Genomic DNA, 16,380 nt, shown 5'->3' with positions numbered 1-16,380 from the left:
GATGATTTCGCCGGACAATCCGTTCGCCGCACCCAGCGAGCTGCCCTACGCCCTGCCGCCCTTCGACCGGATCTCCGACGAGCACTACCGGCCCGCGTTCGAGGCCGGGCTGGCCGAGCACGCGGCGGAGATCGAGCAGATCGCGGCCCAGGACGCCGAGCCGACGTTCGAGAACACGATCGTGGCCCTCGAGCGCGCCGGTGAGCTGCTGGGCCGGGTGGCGAGCGTGTTCTGCAACCTGTCCGGCTCCAACAGCACCGACGAGATCCAGGCCATCCAGGCGGAGTTCGCGCCGAAGCTGGCCGCCCACCACGACGCGATCCACCTGAACCCGCAGCTGTTCGCCCGCATCGACACGCTCCACGCGCGTCGCGGCGAGCTCGGCCTCGACGAGGAGTCGCTGCGGCTGCTGGAACGGCGGCACACCGACTTCAGCCGGGCCGGTGCCGGGCTCGGCGAGGCCGAGCAGGCCCGCCTGCGCGAACTGAACGGGCAGCTCTCCACGCTGCAGACGAAGTTCCAGCAGAACCTGCTCAAGGACACCAACGAGCTGGCCGTCGTCATCGCCGACCGCGCCGAGCTCGACGGCTTCGGCGAGGGCGCGATCGCCACCGCGGCCGAGGCGGCGGCCGCCCGGGGCGAGGACGGCAAGTACGTGCTCACGCTGAGCCTGCCGACCAGCCAGGCCTCGCCGCTGGAAACCCTGCGCAACCGCGAGGTCCGCGAACGCATCCACACCGCCTCGATGGCGCGGGGCAACCGCGGCAACGACCACGACAACAACGCCGTCGTCGCCGAGATCGTGCGGCTGCGCGCGGAACGGGCCGCCCTGCTCGGCTACCCGAACCACGCCGCGTACGTGATCGCGGACGAGACGGCGAAGACGGCCGAGGCCGCCGCCGGGCTGCTGGAGCGGCTGGCGCCCGCGGCCGTGGCGAACGCCCGCGCCGAAGCCGCCGAGCTGCAGCAGCTGCTGGCGGCCGACGTGCCGGGCGCGAAGCTGCGGCCGTCGGACTGGCCGTTCTACGCCGCCCAGGTCCGCCGGGAGCGCTTCGACGTCGACACCGAGGCCCTGCGGCCGTACTTCGAGGCCGACCGGGTGTACCTCGACGGCGTCTTCTTCGCCGCGACGAAGCTGTACGGCCTGACCTTCACCGAGCGCGACGACCTGCCGAAGTACCACCCGGAGGTCCGCACCTTCGAGGTGTTCGACGCCGACGGCACCCCCCTGGGCCTGTACCTGCTCGACCTGTACACCCGCGACGCCAAGCGCGGCGGCGCCTGGATGAACACCTTCGTCGACCAGTCCGAGCTGCTCGGGCGCAAGACGGTGGTGGTCAACGTGCTCAACGTGAACAAGCCGCCGGCGGGCGAGCCGACCCTGCTGACCTTCGACGAGGTCGTCACCGCGTTCCACGAGTTCGGCCACGCCCTCCACGCACTGGTCTCCTCGGTCCGCTACCCGACCTTCTCCGGCACCAACGTGCCCCGCGACTTCGTCGAATACCCCTCGCAGGTCAACGAGATGTGGATGCTGTGGCCGGAGGTGCTGGCCCACTACGCCAAGCATCACGAGACCGGCGAGGCCCTACCGCAGGAGCAGGTCGAAAAGCTGCTGGCCGCCCAGCAGTACGGCGAAGGGTTCTCCACCACCGAGTACCTCGCGGCGTCACTGCTCGACCAGGCCTGGCACGGCCTCGGCGTCGACGACAACGTGGGGGAGGTGCAGCCGTTCGAAGCGGCCGCCCTCGTGAAGGCGGGCGTAGCCGTCGACGCGATCCCGCCCCGCTACCGCACGACGTACTTCGCCCACATCTTCAGCGGCGGCTACAGCGCCGGGTACTACTCCTACATCTGGAGCGAAGTCCTCGACGCCGACACCGTCCAGTGGTTCCGCGAGAACGGGGGACTGACCCGCGAGAACGGCGACCACTTCCGCCGCACCCTCCTCGGCCGGGGCGGCAGCATCGACCCGATGGCCGCCTTCCGCGCCTTCCGCGGCCGCGACCCCGAGATCGAGCCCCTGCTGGCCCGCCGAGGCCTCGGCGGAGTCTGACTCCTCTGTATAACGGCCTATACTGCAGGGCTGGTTTTGATTAAACCAGCCCTGCAGTACCGCTTGGCCGAAAGACCTGCAAAGACGCCCGAGACCGGCTCAGGCCACCAGGTCGAGCCAGGCTTCCGCGAGCGCGCGGTGGCCGGCCGGAGTCGGGTGCACGCCGTCCTCCGACCAGCGCTCCGGCCGGTCCGACGTGGACAGTCCGGCGAAGAGGGTGTCGGCGGCGAGCAGTTCGGCGTGGTACTCGCCCGCGAGGTCCCGCACGGCGCGGATCTTCGGGTCGAGGCCGGTGCGCCAGGCCTGCCGGGTGTCTTCGCCGACGACGACGTCGGCGGCCTTGCCGTCGCGGTGGATGCCGGCCGTGATGTCGCCGCGGACCGGCACGAGGAACGGTTCGATGAGAATGAGCTGGGTGCCTGCTTCGGCGAGCGGGGCCAGCAGGCGGTGGTAGTTCGCGGTGAACTCGGCTGCGGAGACTTCGCGGGCCGCGGGGTCGAAGGTGTGCCGTCCGTTGTCGTTGACGCCGACGAGGACGGACACGACGTCGGGGTGGGCGTCGAGGACGTCGGTTTGCCAGCGGGCCTCGAGGTCTTCGGTGGTGTCTCCGGCGTGGGCGGCGTTGATCCAGGTCAGCGGCCGTTCGGGGTGGCGGAAGCACCATTCGCCCGCGACGAGCAGCGGGTAGCCGCAGCGGTCTTCGCCGTCGGGGCGCCAGAGGTCGGTGATGGAGTCGCCGGTGAACAGCACCGTGCTGTGGGGCTCGAGGGTGATCGTCATGGGGTCGAGCCTGGTGGGTGCGGCTGGCGGGGAACGCACGCCGGGCTGGCAGCCGGCTGGCATCCCCCGCCGCGGGTTGTCAGGCCGTGGCGCGGCGCTCACCGGTGACGATGCGGTCGACGAAACCGTAGGAGAGTGCTTCGTCGGCGTCGAACCAGCGGTCCCGGTCGGCGTCCGCGGTGATGCGCTCGACGGTCTGGCCGGTCTGCCGGGCGGTGATCTCGGCGATGCGGCGCTTCATCCGGCCGAAGACCTCGGCCTGGATGGCGATGTCGGTCGCGGCGCCGCCGATGCCGGCCGAGGGCTGGTGCATGACGATCCGGGTGTTGGGCAGCAGGTAGCGCTTGCCGGGGGTGCCGGAGGAGAGCAGGAACTGGCCCATGGAGGCGACGAAGCCGAGGCCGTAGGTGGCGACGTCGGGCTGGACGAGCTGCATGGTGTCGTAGATGGCCATACCCGCGGTGACGGAGCCGCCGGGGGAGTTGATGTAGAAGGTGATGTCCTTGGCCGGGTCGTCGGCGGCGAGCAGGAGCAGCTGGGCGACGATGCGGTTGGCGACTTCGTCGTTCACTTCGGAGCCGAGGAAGACGATCCGGTCGCGCAGGAGCTGGTGGTACACCGATTCGTCGGGGTGCTGGGCGGTGGCCTGCATGTCGGGCACGGCGAGAAGGGTCATGGGCCTGACGGTAGGGCGCAAGATCCGGATCGTGGTCGCGGTTTCGCTGTGAGCGTGCGGTGTTCGCCGGACGCGAAACGGGCCGCCGTCCATTCCGGACGGCGGCCCTGTTTCTGTGCGGGGTGGCTCAGATGAGGCCGAGCTTCTGCACGGTGTCGCGTTCCTCGACGAGTTCGGCGACGGAGGCGTCGATGCGGGCGCGGGAGAAGTCGTCGATCTCGAGGCCCTGGACGATCTTGTACTGGCCGTTCTCGGCGGTGACCGGGAAGGAGGAGATGAGGCCTTCGGGGACGCCGTAGGAGCCGTCGGAGGCGACGGCGGCGGAGGTCCAGTCGCCGGCCGGGGTGCCGTTGACCCAGGTGTAGACGTGGTCGATGGCGGCGGAGGCGGCCGAGGCGGCGGAGGAGAGGCCGCGGGCTTCGATGATGGCCGCGCCGCGCTTGGCGACGGTCGGGATGAAGTCGTTCTCCAGCCAGGCCTGGTCGACGGCCTCGGCGATGGCCTTGCCGCCGAATTCGGCGTGCTGGACCGAGGGGTACTGGGTGGCGGAGTGGTTGCCCCAGATGGCGACCTTCTTGAGCTCGGTCACCGGGACGCCGAGCTTCTTGGCGAGCTGGGCGAGGGCGCGGTTGTGGTCGAGGCGGGTCATCGCGGTGAAGCGGTCGGCGGGCACGTCGGGGGCGTGCGAGCGGGCGATGAGGGCGTTGGTGTTGGCGGGGTTGCCGACGACGAGGACCTTGATGTCGTCGGCGGCGCCGGCGTTGATGGCTTCGCCCTGGGGCTTGAAGATGCCGCCGTTGGCTTCGAGGAGGTCGCCGCGCTCCATGCCCTTGCTGCGGGGGCGGGCGCCGACGAGGAGGGCGATGTTGGTGCCTTCGAAGGCCTGCTTGGGGTCGTCGAAGATGTCGGTGCCGGCCAGCAGGGGGAACGCGCCGTCTTCGAGCTCCATCGCGGTGCCTTCGGCCGCCTTGACCGCCTGCGGGATCTCGAGGAGCCGCAGCTTCACGGGGACGTCCTGGCCGAGGAGCTGACCGGACGCGATGCGGAAGAGCAGCGCGTAGCCGATCTGGCCGGCGGCGCCGGTGACGGTCACGTTGACTGGGGCTTGGGTCATTGCGGTTCTCCAGCTTGAGACGACTTTGGCTAGTGGGTGGAGCCTATCCCTCCCGGGCGTCGCTGGTCGGGTGCGTCCAGTCACTGTTGCCGATATCGCTTTTCGGGGGTTCCGGGTGGCGGAGCCCCCGGCCCGGGGGTCTCGTGCGCCGGGGGCGGGTGGGTGCGGAGATCGGCTTCGCCGGACGTCGCGTGGGTGATCGTGGGCGGCCGCCGGGGGAGCGGGGGCGCGAAATCGTTTTCTCTCCGCATTTATCCGCGCCCGCCGGAATGGGGTTGGCGAAAATTGTCGAAACGTGAGCAATGTCGCCTGGTGGGACGTCTGTGCAGCGTTGCTCCGTTCAGCGGGGTTTGCTTCCATGATCCTTTCGCTACCATGGTCGGCGCCCCCGTCCCCAATTTGAATGTATTGGGAAGGATTCCGATGCTGTCTGCGGTCGTTGCTGCCGTAATGGCGCTGTCCTCAGTGGTCGCGCCGCATTCGTGGAACACTCCTCCGCCGCCCGACAAAATCGTCATCGACGTCGTCAACGCCATCGGCACCGGTTGTCCGCCCAACACGTCCGCGGTCGCGGTTTCGCAGGACAACACGGCGTTCACCGTGACCTACAGCGCCTACACGGCGTTGGTGGGGGTCGGTGCCGGGCCGCTGGACGCCAGGAAGAACTGCCAGATCGGCCTGCGGGTGCACGTGCCGCAGGGGTTCACCTACGGAATCGCGCAGGCCGACTACCGCGGGTTCGCGCACCTGGAAAAGGGCGCGACCGGCCTGGAAAGAGCGAACTACTATTTCCAGGGTAATTCCCCGACGGCTTACATCCAGCACCCGTTGACCGGTCCTTTCGAGGACGACTGGCATTTCACGGATTCGACGGAGGTCGGGGCCATCGTGTTCAAGCCGTGCGGTGAGGAACGCAACCTGAACATCAACACGGAATTGCGCACCGCGGCCGGGACGTCGGATCCGAAGAAGACGACGAGCTACGTCACCATGGACTCGACCGACGGCAGCATCACCACGGTGTACCACTTCGCGTGGCTCGCCTGCCCGTGATCGGCTCCGGGTGACCGGAGGTCCAGAGGGGCGGCGCGGGCGGAACGCCGCGCCGCCCCGGGTCAGGGCCTCGCCGGTGTCCGCGGGTCGGTGGCTTCGACGCCGAAGACGCGGCCGAGGGAGACGAGGGCCTCGTCGAGGTGGCTGAGGCTGGAGAGGACGGCGCGGGTTTCGGCCGCTTCGACGCGGTCGGAGACGGGGGTGCCGTCGTCGCGCACGAGGGTGCCGGGTGTGGGGCCACCCGGGGCGCCGAGTGCGGTGCGCAGGACGTCGATGTTGGCCAGCAGCCGTCCGGTGAACTGCCGGAGCCGGTCGGTGTCGGCGCCGGCGAGCTGGCCGGGCTGGGCGCGGGCGGCGACGTGGCGGGCGCGGAAGGCGATGGTTTCCAGGGTGGTGAGCACGTGCCAGCCGTAGTCGCGGCGGGCGCTGCGGAGGTTGACCGGGTGGGTGAGGGGTTCGATGGTGGTGCGGACCTGTTCGACGCTGCGGTCGAGGTCGCGGGAGAGTTCGATGATGTTGACGTTCTCCTCGCCGGCGAGGAGGCCGCAGGTGTGTTCGAGGAACTCTTCGAGGTCGTCGAGGACCTCGCCGACGTCGTCGAGCATGACCGAGCGGGTGCGGACCGGGACGATGACGACCGCGGCGAGGATGCCGGCGGCGGCGCCGACGGCGGTTTCGGCGACGCGGATCCAGAGCACTTCGAGGCTGAACGTGCCGAGCAGGCTGTAGAGCAGGCCGAGCATGCTGGTGACGAAGAAGGCCATCACGACCTGGGAGACGCGGGCGGTGTAGACCATCCCGAACACGCACACGAGGATGAGGCCGAGGGTGGCGGGGGTGTTGCCGCCGACCAGCAGGGCCAGCAGGACGCCGCCGACGATGCCGATGAGGGTGCCGCCGAGGCGGCGGACGCCTTTGACGAAGGTGGCGCCGGCGCTGGAGGCGCCGATGAACACGACGAAGACGGTGAGCACGGCCCAGTACCAGCGCTGGTGGGAGACGAGTTCGCCGCCGAGCACGGCGAGCCCGCCGCCGACGACGGCCTGGATGGCGCTGCGGGTGCGGTTGTCGTAGGCGAACGCCGGGGTCGGCTCGTCGTCGTCTTCCTGGAGCGGGTCCGGGGTGGCTTCGGGGGTGGCGGCGCGCTGGGCGCGGTCGTCGGCCAGGGCCAGCTCGGCCAGTGCCTTGCGGACGCCGTCACCGGGGGCGGCGTGTTCGTCGATGCGGCTGCCTTCGACGAGCATGCGGCTGTATTCGCCGGTTTCGCTGATCAGCGGCAGCTCACGCGGGTCGCGTTCCATCAGGGCGCGGAAGCGGGCCAAGCGGGCGATGAGGTCGTCGCGGACCTCTTCGGTGAGCTCGTTCGAGCAGGTGCGCTGGACGGTGATCGCGAGCCAGCCGACGGCGAGTTCGACTTCGATGGCGCGGCGGCGCAGGCGGTCGGCGGCGCGGGCGTCGACGACGTCGGGGGCGGCGTCCTCGATGAGCAGGACGCACTCGTGCAGCCGGGCCAGCGCCGAGCGCAGCTGCCGCCGGGTGCGCTCGCTGCCGTTGCCCGCCGACGTGCTTTTTCCCGCGGAGGCATCGGACACCGCGAGGTAGGCCTCGGTGGCGCGGACGACGGCGCCGAGGCGGGCGCGGAAGGCGCGGCGCACCCGCAGGAACTCGGCTTCGGGGTTGTGCCGCAGCAGGACGAACCGGACGAGGGCGTTGGCGAGGACACCCACGCCGAGGGCCATCAGCAGCTGCGGCACCTGCTTGACGTGGGCCTGCAGGAACATCGGGAAGAAGAACAGGAAGAAGGCGATCGAGCCGAGGGCGGTGCCGCGGGGGCCGAAGCGCTGGGCGTAGACGGCGACGAAGATCAGCAGGACGAACACGACGCTGTCGGTCGGCGGCAGCGTGGAGCCGAGGCTGGCCACGGTGATCGACGCGCCGCCGGTGAGGAAGGCCAGGACGAGGGTGACGGCCTGGCCGCCCGGGGTGGGGTCGTTGACGGTGAACGCCGTCATCATCGCGGCGATGGCGCCGACGAGGGTGACGGTGAGCGGGACGTGCGCGGGCAGCAGCGCGGCCACGGCGAGCACGATGCCGAGCACGGCGGAGCCGGCCAGGCGCAGCCGGACCAGGCCGGGGTCGGCCGCCGCGAGCCGGTCGAGGGCGGCGGTGCGGAACTGGTTCATCGGGCGAGGAGCTCCCACTGGGCGAGGGTGGCGCGGCGGCCGCGGGTGGCGGTGATCCGCAGCCGGTAGCGGGCGTGCGCGGCCGGGGTGGCGAGGACGAACGGGCGGGTCTGGCGGCGCCAGCGGAACAGCTCGCCGGAGCGTTCGTCGAGCGTGGTCCATTCGGTGCCGTCGTCGGAGCCTTCCAGCACCCACGCGGTCGCGTCGCCGCCGCGGGCGCCGGAGGTCAGGGTGTACATCGTGACTTCGCGGGGTTCGCCGGTGACGGTGAACTCGACGGCCGGGGTGGCGCTGCGGAAGGTGACCTGGGTGCCGGTGGTGTCGTCGAACAGCGCGGCGACCTTGGTGCCGTCGGAGCTGGTCGCGGTGCCGGTCAGGTCGGTGACCGGGGCGGGCGGTTCGGCCGGTGGCGGCGGGGTGCCCCAGCCGGTGGGTTCGGTGGTCAGGTCGAAGACGAGTTCGGCGCCGCCGGCGAGGGTCGCGTGGGCGATGGACGTGCTTTCGTGCGGTTGGCCGTCGACGGTGAGCCCGCGGACGTAGACGGTCTCTTCGGTGTTGCCGGGGGCGTGGACGACCAGTTTCCTGCCGTCGCCGAGGTGCACGGTGGCCTTTTCGAACAGCGGTGAGCCGAGGGCGTAGCGCGGGCTGCCGACGGCGAGGGGGTAGAAGCCGAGGGCGCTGAAGACGTACCAGGCGGACATCTCGCCGTTGTCCTCGTCGCCGGGGTAGCCTTGGCCGATTTCGCTGCCGAGGTAGAGCCGTCGCAGCACCTCCCGCACGACGGCCTGGGTCTTCGCGGGCGCGCCGGCGTGGTTATAGACGTAGGGGATGTGGTGGGAGGGCTGGTTGGAGTGGCCGTACTGGCCCATCCGGACGTCGCGGGCCTCGGTCATCTCGTGGATCAGGCCGCCGTAGGCGCCGGGCCGCCGGCCGGTCTCCGGGGTGGCGAAGAAGGTGTCGAGCTTGGCTTCCAGTCCCGCGGTGCCGCCGTGGAGGGCGGCGAGGCCGGGGCCGTCGTGCGGCGCGGTGAAGGCGGTGTTCCAGGCGTTGGTTTCGACGAAGTCGCCGCCCCACGCGGCCGGGTCGTAGCCTTCGGGGGCGAACCTGCGGCGGCCGTCGCGGTGGCGGCCCTGGAAGAAGCCGATCTCGGGGTCGAAGTGGTGGACGTAGTGCTTCGCGCGCTCGCGGAAGTAGGCCGCGTAGTCGGCGTACTTCCGGGCCCGCGGCCCGTCGCTTTCCCGGGAAAGCTCCGCGGCGAGGTTGGCGAGGCCGAAGTCGTTGATGCAGCCTTCCAGCGCCCAGGACAGTCCTTCGTGGACCGAAACCGGGGTGTAGTGCAGGAAGATGGACTCCTCGAGGCCCTTGCGGCCGACCGCGCGGCGCGGCGGGGTGACGGTGGCGTTCTTCAGCCCGGCGTCGAAGGCGGCCTCGACGTCGAAGTCCCGCACGCCCTTGAGGTAGGCGTCGGCGAAGGCGACGTCGGAGCTGGTGCCGGTCATCAGGTCCGCGTAGCCGGGGGAGGACCAGCGGGCGATCCAGCCGCCTTCGCGGTACTGCTGGACGAACCCGTCGATCATCCGGGCGCAGCGCTTCGGGGTGAGCAATGCGTAGGCGGGCCAGGTGGTGCGGTAGGTGTCCCAGAAGCCGTTGTTGACGTAGAGCTCGCCGTCGACGACCTTGGCGCCGGTCCGCCGCCGGGTGCTCGGCCACCACCGGCGCACGACCGGGCTGGCGTGGCGGATCCCTTTCGGCGTGTTCTCGTGCGCGACGTTCGGGTACAGGAACAGCCGGTAGAGGCTGGAGTAGAGCGTCGTGCGCTGGTCTTCGGTTGCGCCTTCGACCTCGACGCGGCCGAGCTCCTCCTGCCACAGCCGCCGGGCCTGGGCCGCGACCTGCTCGACCGTGGTCCCGGCGGGGATCTCCAGCTCGAGGTTGCGCTGGGCCTGGGCGAGGCTGATCAGCGACGTCGCGATCCGCAGCGTGGCTTCGGGGCCGTCGAACTCGAAGTACCCCGACACCCGCCGCCACGGCGGGAAGTGGACCTTGGCGCCGCGGGTGGCCGGGGCGTCGGTCACGCCGTAGACGAACATCCGGCGCGCCCCGGCCGACAGCCGGCTGCGGACCCGGGTGTAGCCGGTGATCACGCCGGTGTCGGGGTTGATCCGGAGGCGGCCGCGGTTGCGGACGTTGTCGAACAGCAGCCAGCCGTGCTTGTCCGGGAAGGTGAACCGCATGATCGCCGCGTGCGACGTCGGGGCGAGGTCGGCGGTCATCCCGTTGGCGAACCGGACCCCGTAGTGGTGCGGCGAGTCGGTCTCGTCGGCGTGGGAAAAGGGCAGGGCGCGCCGGCGGCGGTCGGGCTCGACCGGGCCGGTGCCGGGCATGACGTGGAAGGTGTGCCGGTCGCCCATCCACGGGCTCGGCTGGTGCGACAGCGCGAACGCCTGCAGCGCCGGGCGGTTCCGCTCGTCGTTGTGGCGGTGGTAGGAGTAGAGCCAGTTGGTGACGCCGGCGTCGGTGACCGGGGTCCAGAAGTTGAACCCGTGCGGCACCGCCGTCGCGGGGAAGTTGTTGCCGCGGGAGAACTCGCCGCTGGAGTGCGTGCCGCGGGTCGTGCGTACGCAGTCGACGGGGTCGCGGGGCGGCTCGGGCCGCTCGGCGATCCGGACGTCGTCGAGCCAGCCGTCGATGTCGCCGGCGGGGGAGGCGGTGCGCAGCACGAGCCGGCTGATCCGGCGCCCGGCGAACGCCCCCAAGGGGCGGCGGACGAGGTTCCACTGGTCGACCCACAGCGTCTTGTCGTCGACCGGGTCGAACCCGGCGGTGGTGCCGTCGGCGAACTCGACGTCGAGGCTGACCCGGGTGGCGTGGTAGGCGGGGATGTCGCCGTCGGCGACCGGGAAGACCACATAGGACAGCTCGGTCCGCGCGGTCACTTGGACGTCGAGTTCGAACAGGACGGCGCGCGGCCGGGCGGTGTAGCGCAGGGCGCGCGTGCCGGTGAAGCCGGCGCCGGTCTTGGCCGTGGGAGAGCGGTCCGGGCCGCGGCCGACGTGCAGGCCGGGATCCGCCGGCTGCGGGTCACCGGTTTCGAAGGACGAGAAGAACACGGCGTCGGACATGCGCACACCGTATCCGCCGGATGGCGCAGCCCGCGCGCTCTGCGGCACGGGCTGCGCCGGCCTACGCGACGGCGGTTCCCTCGAGCTCGACGACCTGGCCGGGGACGGCCAGCCGGCTCACCCCGAGCAGCGTGGTGACCGGGGCCACGCCGGCGGCGCCCAGGCGGGCGGCGAGCACGCCGTAGTGCGGGAGCAGATCGAGGCGCTGTCGGCGGCGGGTGTCCCGGTCTACGCCGAACGCGGCCGCCACGGCGGGTTCGCGCTGCTGCCCAGGCTGAACCGCGACGAGGCACTGGCCCTGCCGACCACCGGGCGGAGGAACCCGAGACGTCCGGCTGGAGCTCACCTTCCAGGACGCCTGGCACGCCGAGTGGGCCCTGTGGCAGCTGGGCTCTGACGCCGAAGCCCTCGAGCCTCCGTCCCTGCGCACGGCCCTGCACGACCGGGCCGCCGCCATCGCCGCCCGCTACCGCACCCCGTCCTGACCGCACCTGGCCGCGTCCGTCGGCGCCGACGCCCGCGGCGCTTCCTGCGGTCGCTGCCTGCGCCCCGGCTCGGCGAACCCCGATTGACCGCACCTGCCAGACCTCGCGCTTCCAGCGGTTCCGGCCGGGCCTCCGCCCGCCGCGGCGGATCGGCGCCTGCCCTTCTGATCGCGCCCGCCGCCGCGCTACCTGCTCGTGCCCGCCGACCGCGGCGCGACCCCGCCACCCCCGAACGCCGTGAAGGCCACCTCGAGCGACTCGAGGTGGCCTTCACCGGACTTACCGCAGAACTAGATCTTCGTGCACTGCCCGACGACCGGGCCGCGGACCGTGTTCGGCAGGTCGTGGTCCGTGGGCGCCGGGTCGTTCACCGCGCACGCCAGCGGGCCGCCGACCGTGCTCGACGTCAGCACCGGAGCGTGGTTGCCGGTCAGGGCCACCGGGCCGCCGATCTCGGTCAGCTCGATCGACACCGGACCGGTCGCCCCGGTGATCGCCACCGGGCCGCCCACCTTCGTGCGGTTCAGCACCACCTGGCCCGCGCCGGTCGCCGCCAGCGGGCCCTTGATCGACCCGCCGCGGACGATCAGCGACGCGCCGCCGGTGACCGTCACCGGGCCCGACACCGTCGCGTCCTGCAGGCACACCGTGCCCGACGACACCGGCAGCGGCCCGGAAACCGCGCCCGTGATCGTGCGGGTGCAGGCCGCGTCCGGCTTGCCCAGCAGCTCGAACTCGGCCAGCTGCGCCGGGGCGCCGGTGCTGGTCGCGGTCACTTCGAGCCGGTAGTAGGCGTAGTGCGCCGGGTTGGCCACCTTGAACGCGCGGGTCTGCTGCCGCCAGGTGAACGCCTGGTTCTCCTGCCGGTCGGCCACGGCCCAGGTCTTGCCGTCGTAGGAGCCCTTCAGCACCCAGCTCTTCGGGTCGCCCGCACCGGTCTGGGACGTCAGCGTGTAGTGCGTGACGGCCTCGTCGGTGTTGTTCAGCTGGTACTGCAGGGCGCCGGTGACGGCGGCCTGGGTGCGCGAGGTGTTGTCGATCAGCGCGGCCGCGTTCGAACCGTCCGAAGTGGACAGCGTGCCCGTGCCGGGGCCGGTCTCGTCGTGCAGCGGCGTCGGCACCGCGTCACCGGTGGTGATCGACTTCGGCGCGTCGTTCGGGCCGGTGCCCCACGACGAGGGGTTCGGGCCCATGTCGAAGTCGATCGTCCCGCCGCGCGCGATCAGGTCCTGCGGCAGCGACGTCGAGGAGTACGCCTTGCCGTTGACCTTCACGCCCTGGACGTAGACGTTCTTCGCGCTGTTCTTCGGCGCGTTGATCACCAGGTTCCTGCCGCCGGCCAGGTGGATGGTGGCCTTCTTGAACAGCGGCGACCCGATCGCGTAGTTCGGGCTGCCCATCTGCAGCGGGTAGAAGCCCAGCGAGCTGAAGATGTACCAGGCGGACATCTCGCCGTTGTCCTCGTCGCCGGGGTAGCCCTGGCCGATCTCGCTGCCGTTGTACAGCCGCGACAGCGCTTCACGGACCTTCGCCTGCGTCTTCGCGGGCTGACCCGCGTAGTCGTACATGTAGAGGATGTGGTGGGCTGGCTGGTTGGAGTGGCCGTACTGGCCCATCCGCACGTCGCGGGCCTCCCGCATCTCGTGGATCACCCCGCCGTAGGTACCGGGGAAGGTGGCGGTCTCCTGGTCGGCGAAGAACTGGTCCAGCTTGTTCGCCAGGCCGGCCTTGCCGCCGTAGAGGTTCGCCAGGCCCTGGCCGTCCTGCGGCACGGTGAACGCCATGCCCCAGCCGTCGGTCTCGGTGTAGTCCCCGCCCCACACCCGCGGGTCGTACTGGTCCTTCGTCTTGGTGAACTTCCCGTTCGCGTCCCGCCCCTGGAAGAACCCGACGCTCGGGTCGAACAGGTTGACGTACTGCTGGGCGCGGCTGGTGAAGTACTCGTAGTTCTCCTGGTACTCCGCCTTCCGCGGGTCGTCGGGCGCGGCTTCGTCGGCCAGCTTCTTCGACAGGTTCGCGATGCCGAAGTCGTTGACGTAGCCCTCGATCGCCCACGAGAAGCCCTCGCTGGCCGTGTTGGGCGTGTAGCCGAGGAAGATGCCCTGGTCCAGGCCCTTGCGGCCGACCGCGGAGTTCGGCGGCGTCACCGTCGCGTTCTTGATCGCCGCGTCGTAAGCCGACTTCACGTCGAAATTGCGCACGCCCTTGAGGTAGGCGTCGGCGAACGCGACATCGGAGCTCGTGCCCGTCATCAGGTCCGCGTAACCGGGGGAGGACCAGCGCGCGATCCACCCGCCGTCGCGGTACTGCTGCACGAACCCGTCGACCATCTTCCCGGCCATGTCCGGCGTGAGCAGCGAGTACGCCGGCCACGTCGTGCGGTAGGTGTCCCAGAAGCCGTTGTTGACGTACATCTGCCCGTCGACGACCTTCGACCCGGTCTGGGTCGCGGTGTCGGCGCCGGTCTTCGGTGCCACCGGGCTCGCGTACTTGTACGCCGGCTTCTGCGCGGTGCCGGTGTTCTCGAACTGCGAGTTCGGGTACAGGAACAGCCGGTAGAGGTTCGAATACAGGGTCGTGAGCTGGTCCTTCGACGCGCCCTCGACCTCGATCACCTTCAGCTGGTCGTCCCACGCCTTCTGCGCCGCGTCGCGCACCGAATCGAACGTCGCGGCCGGCGCGATCTCCTGGGCGAGGTTCTGCTTCGCCTGCTCGACGCTGATCAGCGACGTCGCGATCCGCATGTGCACCGTCTTGCCCGCACCCGCGTCGAACCGCAGGTACCCGGTGACGTTGTCGCGGCCCTGCCCGGTGAGCTTGCCGCCCGCCGTGACCGGCTTGTCGAACGCCGCGTAGACGAACATCCGGCCCGCCCCGGCGTAGTTGCCGGTGTCGGTGTAGCCCGACAGCGTGCCCGCCGCGGGGTCGAGGGTCAGGCCGCCCGCGTTCGTGGCGTTGTCGAAGATCAGGCTGGCATCGGTGCCCGGGAAGGAGAACCGGAACATCGCCGCGTGGTCGGTCGGCGCGATTTCGGTCTTGATCCCGTTCTCGAACTGCACGCCGTAGTAGTGCGCCCGCGCGACCTCGTCGGTGTGCTTGAACGGCAGCGCCCGCGCCTCACGGCCGGCATCCGGCACCCCGGCGGCCGCCGACGGCATCACCTGGAACACCTGCCGGTCACCCATCCACGGGCTCGGCTCGTGGCTGACGCTGAACGCCTGCAGTTCCGGCAGGTTCCGGTCGTTGTTCTGGGTGCTGTAGTTGTACAGCCACCGCGGCGAACCACCCTGGTCGGCACCGGCGTCGGTGACCGGGGTCCAGAAGTTGAACCCGTGGGGCACCGCCGTGGCCGGGAAGTTGTTGCCCCGGGAGAACGTGCCGTTGGCCATCGTGCCCCGCGTCGTGAGCACGTTGTCGCTGGGACGGGTGCTCGCCGGCGGCGTCGGCGTCGCCGACACCTTCACGTCGTCGAGCCAGCCCTGGAACGTGCCCGGGCCGTTCGGGTTGTCGTAGCCGACCAGGATCCGGTCGATCGTCTTGCCCTTGGCGACCTGCCCGATCGCCGAGCGCACCAGGTTCCACTGGTTGGCGTAGAGCACCTTCGACGCGCCCTGGCCCTCCGGGGTCAGCGGGAAGCCGTACTGGTCGCTCGCGCCCAGGTCGCGCAGGTGGGTGCCGTCGGTGAAGGCCAGGTCGATCGCGACGTTCGTGCTCGGGTACTTCAGGTCGCCGGTGATGAACTGCGGCTGCACCTTGTACGACAGCTCGGTCGAGGCCACGACCGGGATGTCCACGTCGAAGATCTTGTTGTAGGACCAGCCGTGCCCGGACGCGGTCTGGCTGCCCGAGTAGCGGAACGCCTTGAGCCCGGTGAAGCCGGCGCGGTTCTTGTTCGTGTACCCGCTGGTCGGGCCCGAGTCGGTGAAGCTGCGCATGTTCGGCAGCGGCGGCGGCGCCGGCTCGTCGTTGGCCAGCAGCAGCTCCGACAGCTGCAGGATCGGCCCGCCGTTGTTGCGGGTGATGTCGAGCCGGTAGTACTTGTACGCCGCGCTCGGGGCGGCCAGCTTGTAGTCCTTCTGCTGGAACCGCGCGCCGAACGACTGGTCGGCCTGCTTGTCCAGGTCCGTCCAGGTGCTCGCGTCGTTGCTGCCCTGCAGCGTCCAGTCCTTCGGGTCGCGCTCGGCGAAGTCGTTGGCCGAGGAGAGCGCGTAGTGCGTGATCGCGGTCGGCTCCGACAGCGTGATCTGCGCCCACGCCGTCGGGTCCCAAGACAGCCACTTCGTGTCCGTGGTGCCGTCGACGAGGTTCGACACCACCTCGCCGCCGCTGGTGTTCTCGCTGCTGGCGCTGGTCTCGGTCACCTTGCCGCGGATGTCGCCGGGGATCGCGGTGCCGTTCGCGCCGTTCACCCCCGAGGCGCGCGGCTTGCCCGCGGCGTCGGTGTCGACGGCGTCGGTCCACGTCGGCTGGACGTCACCGGGCTCGAAGGAGGAGGAGAAATCGGCGGGCAGGGCGTCTTCGGCGGCGGACGCCGCGGCGGGAAGGGCGACCAGGCCGGCGGCGACCACGGCGGCGGTCACCAGGAAAGCGACCGGCGGTCTGGCGCTTCGGGGCATCGTTGCTCCAAGCTCGGAGGGCGGACTTCAGCAGCGCCGCGCAGGCGGGGACCGGCGGCGCCACCGAAGGGAAACGCGCGGGTGACATCGATGTCAAGACCGCCCGGCAAACCTGGCCAAAAACAGACAACGCCGAAAACGGGGGACCGCCGAGACGACTCGAGATCTTCGCCGCCACCACCGCACCGACCCTCGCCACCACCACGTTCCCCGGCAGGCACCGCCGCCGCCGACCGGCTCCGTGACCACCTGCGCCGGCTGGTCCGCGGGTTCGACATCGACGGCGAACTCGCTC

General features: G+C 70.8%; 8 protein-coding genes and 2 pseudogenes. 3 read left to right on the top strand and 7 right to left on the bottom strand.

Annotated elements, in window-relative coordinates; all coding sequences use genetic code 11:
- The first annotated feature begins 1 nt into the window (after window position 1).
- Window positions 2–2,056, top strand: coding sequence for a M3 family metallopeptidase (locus ACLJOU_RS11065; RefSeq protein ID WP_410566070.1), 2,055 nt, complete (start codon window positions 2–4; stop codon window positions 2,054–2,056).
- Between the two features lie 99 nt (window positions 2,057–2,155).
- Here the strand turns inward: ACLJOU_RS11065 and ACLJOU_RS11060 are convergent, their stop codons facing one another.
- The 3 genes from ACLJOU_RS11060 to ACLJOU_RS11050 all read right to left on the bottom strand — a co-directional run bounded on the left by ACLJOU_RS11060 (window position 2,156) and on the right by ACLJOU_RS11050 (window position 4,626).
- Window positions 2,156–2,836 (bottom strand): SGNH/GDSL hydrolase family protein, encoded by a 681-nt coding sequence (locus tag ACLJOU_RS11060; protein WP_410566067.1) that lies wholly within the window; start codon window positions 2,834–2,836, stop codon window positions 2,156–2,158.
- Between the two features lie 79 nt (window positions 2,837–2,915).
- Entirely contained in the window at window positions 2,916–3,512 is a 597-nt protein-coding gene (locus ACLJOU_RS11055; RefSeq protein ID WP_410566064.1) for a ClpP family protease, read from the bottom strand.
- A gap of 127 nt (window positions 3,513–3,639) precedes the next feature.
- Window positions 3,640–4,626 carry a malate dehydrogenase gene (locus ACLJOU_RS11050; RefSeq protein WP_410566061.1) on the bottom strand — a complete coding sequence of 329 codons (987 nt, stop codon included), beginning with the start codon at window positions 4,624–4,626 and terminating at the stop codon, window positions 3,640–3,642.
- Between the two features lie 450 nt (window positions 4,627–5,076).
- Between ACLJOU_RS11050 and ACLJOU_RS11045 the strand changes: the two genes are divergently transcribed.
- Window positions 5,077–5,679: a DUF4360 domain-containing protein gene (locus ACLJOU_RS11045; RefSeq protein WP_410566696.1), complete on the top strand. Its 603-nt coding sequence runs from the start codon at window positions 5,077–5,079 to the stop codon at window positions 5,677–5,679.
- Window positions 5,680–5,741: 62 nt separating this feature from the next.
- On the opposite strand, the gene ACLJOU_RS11040 is transcribed toward ACLJOU_RS11045, so the two are convergent.
- From ACLJOU_RS11040 to ACLJOU_RS11030, 3 genes and pseudogenes are all read right to left on the bottom strand, one after another.
- Window positions 5,742–7,862: an FUSC family protein gene (locus ACLJOU_RS11040; protein ID WP_410566058.1), complete on the bottom strand. Its 2,121-nt coding sequence runs from the start codon at window positions 7,860–7,862 to the stop codon at window positions 5,742–5,744.
- The gene (locus ACLJOU_RS11035; RefSeq protein WP_410566055.1) at window positions 7,859–10,984 is read right to left on the bottom strand and encodes a GH92 family glycosyl hydrolase; all 3,126 of its coding nucleotides are present in this window, start codon (window positions 10,982–10,984) and stop codon (window positions 7,859–7,861) included. Before ACLJOU_RS11035 ends, ACLJOU_RS11040 begins: the two co-directional genes overlap by 4 nt.
- A gap of 61 nt (window positions 10,985–11,045) precedes the next feature.
- Window positions 11,046–11,180, bottom strand: a pseudogene (locus ACLJOU_RS11030) (RidA family protein); the annotation flags it as partial.
- Between the two features lie 133 nt (window positions 11,181–11,313).
- Here ACLJOU_RS11030 and ACLJOU_RS11025 point away from each other — a divergent pair.
- Window positions 11,314–11,469: pseudogene (locus tag ACLJOU_RS11025) on the top strand (WYL domain-containing protein); the annotation flags it as partial.
- 290 nt (window positions 11,470–11,759) lie between these two features.
- Here the strand turns inward: ACLJOU_RS11025 and ACLJOU_RS11020 are convergent.
- Window positions 11,760–16,085 (bottom strand): GH92 family glycosyl hydrolase, encoded by a 4,326-nt coding sequence (locus ACLJOU_RS11020; protein ID WP_410566052.1) that lies wholly within the window; start codon window positions 16,083–16,085, stop codon window positions 11,760–11,762.
- Window positions 16,086–16,380: the final 295 nt, after the last annotated feature.

This window comes from Amycolatopsis sp. cmx-4-61 (genome assembly GCF_046548775.1).
GTDB lineage: Bacteria > Actinomycetota > Actinomycetes > Mycobacteriales > Pseudonocardiaceae > Amycolatopsis.
Note: the sequence above shows the minus strand (reverse complement) of the source record. Positions and strands in the feature narration are given on the sequence as shown.